Origin of the sequence: Rhodococcus sp. H36-A4, from assembly GCF_027158005.1 — a bacterium.
GTDB lineage: Bacteria > Actinomycetota > Actinomycetes > Mycobacteriales > Mycobacteriaceae > Rhodococcoides.
This window is the reverse complement of sequence record NZ_JAPVLQ010000002.1, coordinates 61,568-74,844: the sequence shown is the minus strand read 5'-3', so window position 1 is coordinate 74,844 and position 13,277 is coordinate 61,568. Positions and strand designations below refer to the sequence as shown.

Here is a 13,277-nt window from a genome sequence, read left to right as displayed (position 1 = left end):
GATTGCCAGTACGTGCGGCGCGTCGAAACCCACCGCCTACGCTTTTGTCTTGTGACAGTCCATTTCATCGGTGCCGGTCCCGGTGCGCCCGACCTGCTGACACTGCGCGCAGTCGGGCTACTCAACACCAGTCCAGTGTGTGTTTACGCTGGTACATACATCGACGACGCGATTCTCGCGCACTGCCCACCGGGCGCTCGACTCGTCGACACCGCTCGCCTCGACCTGGACACGATCACGAAAGAACTCGTCGACGCGCACCGACGTGGTGACGACGTCGCAAGGCTGTGCTCGGGTGATCCGTCGCTGTACTCCGCTCTCGCGGAGCAGTCGGCCCGCCTGGACGCCGCTGGAGTGCCCTGGGATGTCACTCCCGGAGTTCCCGCGTACGCGGCGGCCGCTGCCACGCTACGGATCGAGCTGACGGTCCCAGAGGTGACACAGTCCGTGGTGCTGACTCGGACGCAGGCGCGCTCGACGGCGATGCCGGATACCGAGGCGCTTTCGCGGTTCGCCGAAACGCGGTCGACGCTGGTGCTGCATTTGGCTATCACCCGGATCCGGGCGTTGGTCGAGGAGATCGTCGGTGAGTACGGCGCCGGCTGCCCGGCCGCTGTCGTCTTTCATGCAAGCAAGCCCGATCAGCTCGTCCTGAACGGAACCCTCGCCGACATCGCCGACCAGGTCGAGGCCGCAGGGCTCCGCCAGGCTGCGGTCATTCTCGTCGGACCTGCGGTGGGCCGCACCCCCGGTGTGGAATCGCACCTCTACGACGCTTGCCGAGATCGAGCATGAAAATTCACCTCGTCGGAATCGGTGGCGGGCATCCGGACCAGATCACCGTCCAGGCTGTCGGGAAGCTTCGCGAGGTCGATGTGTTCCTCGTCGCGGACAAGGGCGCATCGGTCGGTGATCTAGGGAACGCGCGCGCGGAAATTCTGCGACGTCATGTGCCGGGGGAGTACCGCGTGGTCGCGGTCCCCGACCCGGAGCGGGACCGGAAGCCCAGCGACTACGGGACCGCAGTACTGGACTGGCACGACGCCCGTGCCCGCGCCTACGAGGAGGTGCTGCTCGGTCTGGACCCGTCGGTGACCGTGGGATTCCTCGTCTGGGGTGACCCTGCGCTCTACGACAGCACCATCAGAGTGATCGAGCGGGTCCGTGACTTCGGAACCCTCGATATCGACTACGACGTCACGCCGGGCATCAGCAGCGTGTCGATGCTCGCCGCCGCCCACCGCCTGGTGCTCAACCGAATCGGTGGTCCGATCACCATCACCACCGGCCGGGCCCTCGAGAGCGATGTGGCCGCCGGAGCGGACAACATCGTGGTCATGCTCGACGGACACCTGGCCTGCCGAGCGTTGGTCGGGGAGAACCGTTGGGGCATTCACTGGGGCGCCAATCTGGGAACAGTGGACGAAAAGTTGGTGTCCGGCAGGTTGGACGACTGCATCGACGAGATCGACCGGGTACGCGCCGAGGTCAAGAAGCAGCACGGCTGGGTGATGGATACGTACCTTCTGAGGTCAGGAGCGGAGCCTGCGGAGTGACTCGGAGAGGTCAGGAGCGGAGCCTGCGGAGTGACTCGGAGAGGTCAGGAGCGGAGCCTGCGGAGTGACTTTGGTAGTCAGGAGCGGAGGGTGTGCGGGGTGTCGGATACCCTGATTGCCCGTGACTGCCGTAAACCCTGTGCCTGTTGATTCCGACGCCTCCGTGACCGGCCGATACGACCTGATTGTCGTCGGATCCGGGTTCTTCGGACTGACTGTGGCGGAGCGCTCGGCGTCTCAGCTGGGCAAGCGTGTTCTTGTTCTGGACCGCCGCCACCACCTTGGAGGTAATGCGTACTCGGAGGCCGAGCCCGAGACGGGTATCGAGATCCATAAGTACGGTGCTCACCTGTTTCACACTTCGAACAAGCGGGTGTGGGATTACGTGAATCAGTTCACGGACTTCACGAGTTACCAGCATCGTGTGTTCGCGCTGCACAAGGGCCAGTCGTATCAGTTCCCGATGGGCCTCGGCCTGATCTCGCAGTTCTTCGGTAAGTATTACTCTCCTGCCGAGGCGCGTGCGCTCATCGAGGAGCAGTCCAGTGAGTTCGATTCGAAGGTTGCGCAGAACTTCGAGGAGAAGGCGATCTCGCTGATCGGGCGCCCGCTGTACGAGGCGTTCATCCGCGATTACACCGCCAAGCAGTGGCAGACGGACCCGAAGAATCTGCCGGCGGGAAACATCACGCGGCTGCCGGTGCGTTACACGTTCGACAATCGCTACTTCAACGACACGTACGAGGGTCTGCCGGTCGACGGTTACACCGCGTGGTTGGAGAATATGACCGCCAGCGACCTGATCGAGGTCCGGTTGAACACCGATTGGTTCGATGTGCGTGATGAGTTGATCGCCGAGAGCCCGGATGCCCCGATTGTCTACACCGGCCCACTGGACCGCTACTTCGACTACTCCGAAGGCGAATTGGGTTGGCGCACAATAGATTTCGAGACCGAAGTGTTGGCGACCGGTGATTTCCAGGGCACACCGGTGATGAACTACAACGACGCTGACGTCCCGTTCATTCGCATTCACGAGTTCCGCCACTTCCATCCCGAGCGGGCGTACCCGGCCGACAAGACGGTCATCATGCGAGAGTTCTCGCGATTCGCCGAGAGCGGCGACGAGCCGTACTACCCGATCAATACTCCCGCGGACCGCCAGAAGCTGGAGGCGTACCGCGACCGCGCGAAGAAGGAAGCCGCCGAGAACGGGGTTCTCTTCGGCGGGCGGCTCGGCACCTATCAGTACCTCGACATGCACATGGCCATTGCCAGTGCGCTGAACTTGTACGACAACACGCTCGCACCACATTTCGAGTCGGGCGCGGCCCTGGCAGGAGACAAATGACGGCCAAGCATCTGCTCGAGGACGGCGCCCTCGACTTCGCCCCCTACTTCGGTAAATCGCTTCTGCAGCGGGTGCTGTTGCCTCGTCCAGGTGAGCCGCTCGACGTGCGCACGCTGTACCTCGAGGAGGCGACAACGAATGCCCGACGGGCACATTCGCTGTCGCGCACCTCGTTGACGGTCGGCGCCGAATCGGAGGTGTCGTTCTGCACTTACTTCAATGCGTTTCCGGCGAGCTACTGGCGCCGCTACAGCATCCTGAAGTCCGTTGTGCTGCGCGTGGAGGTCTCCGGGCATTGCCGGATCGATGTCTACCGCTCCAAAGCGGACAGCTCGCGTATCCACGTCGAGGGCCGTGAAGCAGTCGACGGTGATGCGGCACAAGAGTTCGTGATCGATCTCGGCCCGTTCGAGGATGGCGGTTGGATCTGGTTCGACATCACCTCCGACTCCGAGGTCGTCCTGGAGAGTGCCGGGTGGTTCGCACCGATCGAGGCACCGGGCGAGGCGACGGTGGCCGTCGGGATCCCGACGTTCAACCGACCCACCGATGCGGTCAAAGCGCTTGTGGCACTTGGCTCGGACCCGCTGGTGCTCGATGTGATCAAGGCCGTCATCATGCCCGATCAGGGTACGAGAAAAGCCAGGGACGAGCCCGGATTCGACGAGGCCGAAGCAGGGCTGGGTGGCCGTCTTGCCATCCATGACCAGGCCAACCTCGGTGGTTCCGGTGGGTACAGCCGTATCATGTACGAGGCGCTGAACAACACCGACTGCCAACACATTCTGTTCATGGACGACGACATCGAGATCGAGCCGGACTCGATTCTTCGTGCGCTGGCAATGTCGCGATTCGCGAAGGTTCCCACGCTCGTCGGCGGCCAGATGCTCAACCTTCAGGCCCGTAGCCACCTGCATGTGATGGGCGAGGTCGTCGATCGCAGCAACTTCATGTGGACCGGTGCGCAAAACGTCGAGTACGACCACGACTTCAGCGAATACCCACTGCGCTCGAGCAAGCTACTGCACCGACGCATCGACGTCGACTACAACGGCTGGTGGATGTGCATGATCCCGCGCGTCGTCGCGGAAGAACTCGGTCAGCCGTTGCCACTGTTCATCAAGTGGGACGACGCCGAATACGGTTTGCGCGCAAGGGAAGCCGGATACCCGACGGTCACTCTCCCCGGTGCGGCAATCTGGCACATGGCATGGAGCGACAAGGACGATGCCATCGACTGGCAGGCGTACTTCCACCTGCGTAACCGACTCGTCGTCGCCGCGCTGCACATGCCCGGCAATGGTCGCGGCCTGGTGCTCGACACCGTCAAGGCCACCGTCAAGCACCTGCTGTGCCTCGAGTACTCCACCGTCGCCATTCAGAACAAGGCGATCCGTGATTTCCTCGAAGGGCCCGAGCACATCCTCGAGATCCTCCCTACATCGCTGGGTGAGGTGCACGCACTGCGCAAGACCTTCCCCGACGCCGTCGTCGTCGGTTCTTCGACCGAACTGCCCCTCGCCTCGGGCGAGGAAGTAGGAGCCGTCGGAGTGCCGACGAATCCGCTGTCGAAGATTTCTCGCCTGGCCAAGGGGCTCGTGCACAACTTGAAGCCTGCGCACGACCGCCACCACGAGCGCCCACAGCTCAACGTGCCGACGCTCGATGCGCGGTGGTTCCTGCTCTCGCAGGTCGATGGCGTCACCGTCACCACTGCCGACGGCCGCGGAGTCGTCTACCGTCAGCGTGACCGCGAGAAGGCGGCGGCACTGTTCAAGGAAGCAATGTCACTCCGAACCGAGCTCTCGCGCCGGTTCCCTGAACTCAAGGGTCGCTACCGCGACGCCGTCCCTCACCTCACCAGTAAGGAAACCTGGGAACGTGTCTTTCGTTACGAGGGGTAAGGGCGTGAACGGCTCGCCTGCCGAGGTTCGCATCCTGTCGAAGATTCAGTCGACGGTCGGCGCGCAACCGGGGGCCGTTGCAGTGGCTCGGGGTATGTCGCACTTCGGTGAGCATGCTCTGGGTTGGGTCGCCATTGCGGGCATCGGCGCTGTGCTCGATGCTCCGCGCAGGCGACAGTGGGCTGGCGTCGCCGTAGGCGCAGTGGGTTCTCATGCCGCGTCGATCGTGATCAAAAGAGTTGTGCGGCGTCCGCGCCCCAACGATCCGTCGGTGCACATCAATGTCTCCACACCCAGCAAGTTGAGCTTTCCGTCTTCGCACGCAACATCGACTACGGCAGCTGCCGTGTTGCTCGGCAGGTTGACCGGACTACCGTTGGCAGCGGTCCTGGTGCCCGCCGTCTTAGTACCACCGATGCTGCTCTCGCGGCTCGTTCTCGGTGTCCATTACCCGACAGATGTACTTGCAGGATCTGCGCTCGGCGTGATATCGGCAGCCGCCATCCTGAAGTTCGAAGGAGACAAATGAGCGAGGAAGCCTCCGTCGTCGGAGCACCACCGAAGAATCTTGCCGAAGGCGTGATCAAGGCGCTTCGACCCCGGCAGTGGGTCAAGAACGTCCTGGTACTCGCTGCGCCGCTGGCTGCGGGATCCGTCACCGAAGGCGACGTGCTTCTTCCCGTCGCACTGGCCTTCGTCGTGTTCTGTTTCGCGGCATCGGGCATCTACCTGGTCAACGACGCGCTCGATGTCGAGGCCGACCGCGCGCACCCGACCAAGCGTTTCCGTCCGATCGCTGCAGGTGTGCTGCCGGTCAACCTCGCGTACGCGATGGCCGTGGTGTCCCTGAGCCTTGCCGTCGGACTGTCTTTCTTCGCGAACTGGAAGCTCGCCCTGGTCATCGGGGTGTACATCGTCGTCCAGTTGGCGTACTGCTTCGGACTCAAGCATCAGGCCGTGCTGGACATCTGCATCGTGTCCTCGGGATTCCTGCTCCGCGCCATCGCGGGTGGTGTTGCTGCGTCCATTCAGCTCTCGCAGTGGTTCCTGCTGATCATGGCGTTCGGGTCGCTGTTCATGGCTGCCGGTAAGCGATACGCGGAGTTGCAATTCGCTGAGCGCACGGGCGCGAAGATCCGTAAGTCGCTGGAGAACTACACGACCACCTATCTGCGATTCGTGTGGACGCTCTCGGCTACCGCCGTCGTGCTCTGCTACGGCCTGTGGGCTTTCGAACAGGATGCCGCCACCACCACCAACTGGTTCGCCATCTCGATGATTCCGTTCACTATCGCTATCCTGCGTTACGCAGTGGATGTCGATGGAGGCGAGGCAGGTGAACCCGAGGAGATCGCGTTGGGCGATCGGGTATTGCAGGTACTCGCGCTTGCGTGGATCGGAGTAGTGGTTGTCGCCGTCTACCTCGCGTGAGGTGCTGCCCGCCCCTACACGCACGTCGAGGACGATCTTCGGCATCGGTGTTGCCGTGTCCGCACTGCTGTTCCTTGTCGGTGCCTGGGAACGGCGGTGGATCGCCGACGATGGTCTGATCGTTCTCCGTACGGTCCGCAATCTTCTGGCCGGCAACGGCCCGGTCTTCAATGCCGGAGAGCGTGTGGAGACCAATACCAGCACCATCTGGACCTACCTGGTCTATGCGGTCAGCTGGCTCAGTGAGATACGTCTCGAGTACGTGGTTCTGACCATTGCTTTGGTCTTGTCGACCGCTGCGATCGTGCTGGCGATGTTCGGTACCTATGCGCTTCGGACGCGGTCGGCCGGCGTGGTGGCCTACCTTCCCGCAGGGGTGCTCGTCTACATCGCGGTTCCTCCTGCCCGAGACTTCGCCACTTCGGGTCTCGAGACATGTCTGGTCATTTTCTGGATTGCAGCGCTGTGGTTGCTGATGGTCCGCTGGAGCACCAGAACCATCAGTGGCCCCGCGTGGCTGTTCCTTGCTTTCTGGGCCGGCCTCGGTCCGCTGGTGCGCCCGGAACTCCTCATTCTGTCGGGGCTCGCGCTCATCATGCTGTTTCTTGCGCGTCAATCCTGGAAGAGTCGTCTCGCAGTCTTCGTCGTCGCAGGCATCGTGCCGGTCGGATATCAGATCTGGCGGATGGGTTACTACGGGTTGCCCTACCCGAACACCGCGGTGTCCAAGGATGCGGGCGGCGCGAAATGGGCGCAGGGCTTCGATTATCTGTGGAATTTGCTCGGACCGTACATGCTGTGGTTGCCGCTGCTGCTGATGCTCGTCGTAGGCGTGGTGACGGCTGCCATGTCAGGCCTCGGAGGCCTGCGAATTCCGAGATCGCGCCGAGATGCGCAAAGCCTTTTACGCAGCCGGACCGCTGTCGTCGCATTCGTCCTGATCGGTGGACTTCTCTCAGCTGTTTATGCAGTTCGAGTCGGTGGCGATTTCATGCACGGTCGCACACTCCTGCCGGCATTGTTCACTCTCCTTCTCCCTATTTCGGTGTTGCCCGTGACAATTCCGAACAAGAATTCCGATATACGACAGGTCCTGATAGCGGCTGGTGGCGGCGTTCTGTGGCTGGTGACGATCGTGTGGGCTTTCTTTGCCGCCAACACGACTGGAATGCCGGAAGGGTCCATTGTCGGTCGCAGTGGAATCGTGGACGAGCGTGCCTTCTACTCCCTCAACACCGGGCATGCGCACCCGATTCTCGCCACGGACTACCTCGACTACCCGCGCATGCGACCGATGGTCGAAACTATCGCGAACACCCCGGACGGCGGGCTCCTGTTGCCCTCGGCACAGTTCACGTACTGGGATGTCGTGCCGCCGCCCCTGCCGATCCCACCTGGTGGCGCTGGTCACACGGTCTACTTCTTGAACCTGGGCATGACGAGCATGAACGTCGGCCTCGATGTGCGGGTAATCGATCAAATGGGCCTTGCCTACCCGCTGGCTTCTCATACCGAGCGGCTGGAGAACGGCCGCATCGGGCACGACAAGAACTTGTACCCGGACTGGGTCGTCGCCGATCTGGGTCTCGTCGACAAACATCCGTTCCTGCCCTGGTACATGGACGAGGACTGGGTCGCCCAGGCGCGTGTAGCTCTGTCGTGCGATGACACCCGTGAACTCATCGATTCGTACCGTGCCCCGCTGACCGAAGAGTTGTTCGTCAGGAACATCAAACGTTCGCTGTTCTATGCCGGCTACCGATTCGATCGAGTTCCGGAGTACGAAATACAGAGATGTGGTTTAGAGCCCCCTATCCTGCAGGGGGACAATTAGGCGGCCGTCGGTTGCTTCGGTATCCATTCGAGGCCAAGATGGGATATCTCATTTTAGTAACGGGTATCGCGCTTCGGCCGATGTATGCGAAAGATGTGTGTGAATGCTGGTCCCGCAAGGGCCAAATTTCATACCGCTGAAACGGGCGAATAGCCCACTGGTACGGCTCACCACACCGCTGAGAGGTAAGACTGCATGCTGGGAAGAACCAAGAAGAGCGGCGCGGGACGGGTGCGTCGGGTGCTCACAGCACTGATGCTCGCCGTGATCCTGCCCGCCGGTCTGGCCGTGGCCGGGACAGGCGCAACCGCCAACGCGGCGTTCGATCAGCGAGCGTTCGACTTCGTCACCGACTCCAGCATGGGCCCGATCAAGAGCCGCATCTGGCGCGCTGCTGACGGCAACACCAATCGTGTGGTCTACCTGCTCGACGGTCTGCGCGCCACCAACGACATTTCCGGCTGGGAGCACGAGACCGACGTCGGCGCGTACTTGGCGTCATGGAACATCAACGTCGTCCAGCCTGTCGGCGGTCAGTCGAGCTTCTACAGTGACTGGTACGCACCGTCCAACTTCAACGGACAGCAGACCACGTACAAGTGGGAGACGTTCCTGACGCAGAATCTGCGTAACAACCTCTCCAGCCGCCTCGGCTTCAATCCGAATCGCAATGGCGTCGTCGGCATCTCGATGGGCGGCAGCGCTGCGCTGACGCTCGCCGCCTACCACCCTGACCAGTTCAGCTACGCGGGCTCGCTGTCCGGCTACCTGAACATCTCGGCGCCCGGAATGCGCGAAGCGATGCGTCTCGCGCTCCTCGATTCGGGTCGCTTCAACATCGACGCGATGTGGGGACCGCCGTGGGATCCGGCGTGGTTGCGTAATGATCCGTTCGTGTTCGCACCGCGACTTCGCGACAACGGCACCCGCGTGTGGGTCTTCGCAGGTAGCGGTCTGCCAGGCGGGCTCGATCAGCCACGCTCTCCGATCGACTACTTCAACACCGGCAACGCCATGGGGCTCGAAGCAATCGCGCTGGCCAACAGCCGCGCGTTCCAGATCCGCATGGCGAGCCTCGGCGCGAACAACGTGACGTACGCATTCCCGGCAGTGGGAACCCATCAGTGGGGCTACTGGCAGGAACAGGCTCACATCATGGCACCCGATCTGAGTGCGAATATCGGGTAAGGTACCCCGCGAAGTCCCCGTTTTCCGGCCTTTTGTGAGAGTTCACGACGTTTAAGGGCTGGTCAGCGGGGCTTTCACAGGCTAGTCTCAGTTTCGATATCAGCCCCAGGTGGATCTGCGGCATCAAAGCCGCAGTTTTGCTCTGGGGCTGCTGGTTGGAATACCCTCCAGTCTTAGTTCACCACCGAAGACCCCTTTGCTTACGGCCCGACAGGGCCGAAGATGCCCTGTTGGCACGCCGGGCGCCGCAACATCGCGGAGACCTGCAGTAGACGAGAGAGAGCACGATTTCATGCGATTTGCTGGCCTCAGCAGTAAAGCTAGGTGGGGTAAGCGCCTCATCGGCGTCGGCGCGGCGGCCCTGGTCCTCCCACTCGCCGTCGGCGTAGTGGGTGGCGCAACCGCTCTCGCAGCACCGAGCGCAGTGGTTCACAAAGCCCCGGCCGGCGGACGCGAAGACCTGTTCGTTCCGTCCGAGATGGGTCCGATCAAGGTCCAGGTCCAGTGGGCAGCGCGCGGCGGCGATGCCGCTCTCTACCTGCTCGACGGACTCCGCGCCCGCGACGACCGCAACGCATGGTCCTTCGAAACCAATGCACAGGACCAGTTCGCAGGCGACAACGTTTCGCTCGTCATGCCCGTCGGTGGGCAGGCCAGCTTCTACAGCGACTGGTATGCCGCGTCCAACCTCAACGGCCAGGAAGTCACCTACAAGTGGGAGACCTTCCTGACGGAGGATCTTCCGGCCTACCTGGAGAATTACGGCGTTTCGCGTAGTAACAACGCTGTCGTCGGAATCTCGATGGGTGGCTCGGCCGCACTGACGCTCGCTGCTTACCACCGCGACCAGTTCAAGTTCGCCGGTTCGTTCTCCGGATACCTGAACATCTCGGCTCCCGGTATGCGTGAAGCCATCCGCGTGGCGATGCTCTCGCAGTCTTGGTTCAACGTCGACTCCATGTGGGGACCGCCCTGGAGCCCGGCGTGGCTTCGCAACGACCCGTTCGTCTTCGCTCCGAAGCTGAAGGGCTTGTCGCTGTACGTGTCCGCTGCCAGCGGCCTACCCGGCGAGTTCGACAAGCCGCGTGCTCCGATCGACTTCTACAACACGGCAAACGGCATGGCTCTCGAAGCCCTGGCGCTCGCCAACAGCCGCGCATTCCAGGTTCGTCTGGCTACGCTCGGTATCCCTGCGACGTTCGACTTCCCGTCGAGCGGCATCCATGCGTGGCCGTACTGGTCCGCCGAGCTGTTCAAGGCCCGTGGTCAGATCCTAGAGGCTCTGAACGCCTGATTTCGATCACGAGATCGAGTTCTGAATTCGCGTAAATGCCGTCCTGCACAAGGTGCAGGGCGGCATTTCTGCGTCTGTGGGCGTGAGCTCGAGATCGCACCGATTAACAATTGCACCACCAGTCACAGCGAGCCTCGTGTGCTTCGGCGTAGTTCGCGTGTAGAAAGACATCGTCAGCAAGAACGAAGGAGAGTCATCATCATGCGCAGTGGGCTTGCTCGGTTCGGAGTAGCAGCGGCATTGGCCGTCGCCCTGGCATCGCCGTTCGGCGCTGCCGGCATCGCGCAAGCGACTCCGGTACCCGCGTCGCTGCCTGCGCAGACGCAGGCACCCTCCGGAGCTACCGTCACCGACGTCGATTGGCTGTCGGACCGTCGCGTAGCGCTCTGGGTCACGTCTCCGTCGATGGGCACTCCGATTCAGGTCCAGCTCCTGCTTGCGCGCGACTGGAACATCAACCCGCAAGCGGTCTTCCCGTCGGTGTACATGCTCGATGGTCTCCGGGCAACGGACACCGAGAACGGTTGGACGCTGGAGACGGACATCGAGTCCTACTTCGCCGACAAGAACGTCAACGTCGTACTGCCGGTCGGTGGACAGTCGAGCTTCTATTCCGATTGGATCGACCAGGATCAGGGGAAGAACTATCAGTGGGAGACGTTCCTGACCAAGGAACTCCCGCCGATCCTCGAAAACGACTGGCGAACCAACCAGACTCGCGGTGTCGTCGGCCTGTCGATGGGTGGCACGGCCGCGATGTTCCTCGCCGCACGCAACGAGGGCTTCTTCACGTTCGCAGCGTCGCTGTCCGGCATTCTGACGACGACGTCTCTCGGCATGCCACAGGCGATTCAGTACGCGATGACCGACGCCGGCGGGTACAACTCCAAAGCGATGTGGGGTGCGCCTACCAATGAGCTCTGGGCTCAGCACGACCCATATCTGTTGGCCGATCAGCTCGAAGGCGTCAGTCTCTATGTATCGAGCGGAAACGGCGCTGCCGGACCGTACGATCCGCCGTCGGGCATCCCGGGCGTCAGCTCCAACTACGCCGGTATGGGTCTGGAAATTCTTTCGCGCCTGACCTCTCAGACATTTGCGACCAAGCTGAACAAGCTCGGCATCCCCGCCCAGGTCAACTACCGGCCGTCGGGAACGCATACGTGGGAGTACTGGCAGTTCGAGCTGCATCAGCTCTGGCCGCAGCTCGCCGGCGCACTCGACGTCGATGTGGACAAGCCCGCGTGCAACGCCGCCGGAGCGATCGGTAACGCGTCGGGCGCAAATTCCTGGCTGGGCGACTGCCTGACACCGGAGTACAACGTCGCAGGCGGTCGGGCACAGGACTTCAGGTTCGGACGCGTCTTCTTCTCGCCCGACACCGGCGCTCAGGTGGTCGCAGGTGCGATCGGCGGCAATTACCAGGGCTCCGGCGGTCCTTCGGGCCCACTGGGCTTCCCGAAGACCGGCGAGTTCGCAACTCCTGACGGACGAGGACGCGGAAACGCATTCCAGAACGGAATGGTCTACTTCACGCCGCAGACCGGTGCCCACGCTGTGCGTGGTGCGATCCTCGACGAGTGGGCACGCCAGGGCTACGAGGGTGGCCCCTTGGGTTACCCGGTGCTCGACGAGGTGGCGACACCGTCGAAGCCTGGCGCGGTGCAGGGCTTCGAGATCGGCGCGATGTACTTCAGTCCCGAACTCGGTACCCACTCGGTGCAGGGAATGATCCTCGGCAAGTACGGCCAACTCGGTTGGGAGAACGGCCCACTCGGCTTCCCGAAGACCAGTGAGCTCGGTCCGATCAAGGATGGCGGCCGGTTCAACGAGTTCGAGGGTGGCAACGTCTACTGGAGTCCGCTGACCGGGGCGTGGGCAATTCGCAACGGTGAGATCTTCGATGCATGGAAGAGCGTCGGCTACGAGGGTGGCCGATTGGGATATATCACCAGTGATCAGTTCGATATCGACGGTGGCGGCGTGCAACAGAACTTCCAGTTCGGCATCATCACTGTGAAGGGTGGCAAGGTCACAATCGCGCCATGATCGCTGCGTGAAAGGTTCGGGGTCCCGCTTCAGGTTTCTCTCAGCGGAACTCTGTACCCTCACGCGTTGAACGATGTCGCTCGTGAATCATGCGCTTGTGAGGACTGGATTGAACATGCGAACGTCTCTGGCCCGAACCCTGTCGATGGGTGTTCTCGCCGTAGCTGCAGGCGGAATGTTGGTCGCCTGCGGAAGCGACGATTCCACCGCCACCGGAGTACCGACCACCACCGCCACGACGACGACGACGGAATCGTCGTCCACCTCGGCAACGACCTCGTCGACGTCGGCGAGCGAGTCGACGACGTCGGCCGCCGTGACGAGTCCCGGTGAGGCGGCGACGGCACCACCGGAGCAGCCACAGCCTGTCCCGGAGGATTTTCCGGGTGCAACCCAGGCGCCGGTCGACGATCGAGGCCAAGCCTTTCTCGACGAGTTGAAAAAGGCTGGGGTCACCCCGGCAGGCAACGGTGAGATCGCGATCTCGACGGCCTCCTACATTTGCTCGGCACAGTCGCAGGGTGTCGCACCGGACGAGATCTCGACGTTCGTGACAGCCAACGTGGGGGTCGAGGCCAGCGCTTCGGGTACGCAGATCACAGCTGAGCAGGCAGGCGAGACCGCGCAGCTCTACATCACCGCCGCGCAGAACACGATTTGTAAGGCCTGA

The 13,277-nt window shown here is 62.4% G+C and carries 11 protein-coding genes; all 11 read left to right on the top strand.

Features of this window, described 5'->3' with window-relative positions:
- Positions 1–51: 51 nt before the first annotated feature.
- The 11 genes from cobM to O1W68_RS05175 all read left to right on the top strand — a co-directional run bounded on the left by cobM (position 52) and on the right by O1W68_RS05175 (position 13,277).
- Complete coding sequence (gene cobM, locus O1W68_RS05225; protein ID WP_269301858.1) at positions 52–795, top strand: precorrin-4 C(11)-methyltransferase; 744 nt, start codon at positions 52–54, stop codon at positions 793–795.
- The gene (cobF, locus tag O1W68_RS05220) at positions 792–1,556 is read left to right on the top strand and encodes a precorrin-6A synthase (deacetylating) (protein WP_269301857.1); all 765 of its coding nucleotides are present in this window, start codon (positions 792–794) and stop codon (positions 1,554–1,556) included. Before cobM ends, cobF begins: the two co-directional genes overlap by 4 nt.
- A 121-nt stretch (positions 1,557–1,677) precedes the next feature.
- Positions 1,678–2,907, top strand: coding sequence for a UDP-galactopyranose mutase (gene glf, locus O1W68_RS05215; RefSeq protein WP_269301856.1), 1,230 nt, complete (start codon positions 1,678–1,680; stop codon positions 2,905–2,907).
- Entirely contained in the window at positions 2,904–4,811 is a 1,908-nt protein-coding gene (locus tag O1W68_RS05210) for a glycosyltransferase (protein WP_269301855.1), read from the top strand. The genes glf and O1W68_RS05210 overlap by 4 nt, the downstream gene beginning before the upstream one ends.
- On the top strand, positions 4,789–5,340 hold the full coding sequence (locus O1W68_RS05205) for a phosphatase PAP2 family protein (RefSeq protein WP_442972286.1): 552 nt from the start codon (positions 4,789–4,791) through the stop codon (positions 5,338–5,340). The genes O1W68_RS05210 and O1W68_RS05205 overlap by 23 nt, the downstream gene beginning before the upstream one ends.
- Positions 5,337–6,242, top strand: coding sequence for a decaprenyl-phosphate phosphoribosyltransferase (locus tag O1W68_RS05200; RefSeq protein WP_186627540.1), 906 nt, complete (start codon positions 5,337–5,339; stop codon positions 6,240–6,242). Before O1W68_RS05205 ends, O1W68_RS05200 begins: the two co-directional genes overlap by 4 nt.
- On the top strand, positions 6,220–8,076 hold the full coding sequence (gene zomB / locus O1W68_RS05195) for a flagellar motor control protein ZomB (protein ID WP_269301854.1): 1,857 nt from the start codon (positions 6,220–6,222) through the stop codon (positions 8,074–8,076). Before O1W68_RS05200 ends, zomB begins: the two co-directional genes overlap by 23 nt.
- Positions 8,077–8,271: 195 nt before the next feature.
- Positions 8,272–9,264 carry an alpha/beta hydrolase gene (locus O1W68_RS05190; protein WP_269301853.1) on the top strand — a complete coding sequence of 331 codons (993 nt, stop codon included), beginning with the start codon at positions 8,272–8,274 and terminating at the stop codon, positions 9,262–9,264.
- 292 nt (positions 9,265–9,556) lie between these two features.
- Positions 9,557–10,558 carry an alpha/beta hydrolase gene (locus O1W68_RS05185; protein WP_269301852.1) on the top strand — a complete coding sequence of 334 codons (1,002 nt, stop codon included), beginning with the start codon at positions 9,557–9,559 and terminating at the stop codon, positions 10,556–10,558.
- 201 nt (positions 10,559–10,759) lie between these two features.
- Positions 10,760–12,607 carry an alpha/beta hydrolase-fold protein gene (locus O1W68_RS05180; protein ID WP_269301851.1) on the top strand — a complete coding sequence of 616 codons (1,848 nt, stop codon included), beginning with the start codon at positions 10,760–10,762 and terminating at the stop codon, positions 12,605–12,607.
- 115 nt (positions 12,608–12,722) lie between these two features.
- Positions 12,723–13,277, top strand: a complete 555-nt coding sequence (locus O1W68_RS05175) for a DUF732 domain-containing protein (RefSeq protein ID WP_269301850.1) — start codon at positions 12,723–12,725, stop codon at positions 13,275–13,277.

What these genes read in the sequence shown, in the direction of transcription:
- O1W68_RS05175 (WP_269301850.1), top strand. Translation starts at nt 12,723, where the DNA reads ATGCGAACGTCTCTGGCCCGAACCCTGTCGATGGGTGTTCTCGCCGTA.
- O1W68_RS05180 (WP_269301851.1), top strand. Translation starts at nt 10,760, where the DNA reads ATGCGCAGTGGGCTTGCTCGGTTCGGAGTAGCAGCGGCATTGGCCGTC.
- O1W68_RS05210 (WP_269301855.1), top strand. Translation starts at nt 2,904, where the DNA reads ATGACGGCCAAGCATCTGCTCGAGGACGGCGCCCTCGACTTCGCCCCC.
- O1W68_RS05185 (WP_269301852.1), top strand. Translation starts at nt 9,557, where the DNA reads ATGCGATTTGCTGGCCTCAGCAGTAAAGCTAGGTGGGGTAAGCGCCTC.
- cobF (WP_269301857.1), top strand. Translation starts at nt 792, where the DNA reads ATGAAAATTCACCTCGTCGGAATCGGTGGCGGGCATCCGGACCAGATC.
- O1W68_RS05200 (WP_186627540.1), top strand. Translation starts at nt 5,337, where the DNA reads ATGAGCGAGGAAGCCTCCGTCGTCGGAGCACCACCGAAGAATCTTGCC.
- O1W68_RS05190 (WP_269301853.1), top strand. Translation starts at nt 8,272, where the DNA reads ATGCTGGGAAGAACCAAGAAGAGCGGCGCGGGACGGGTGCGTCGGGTG.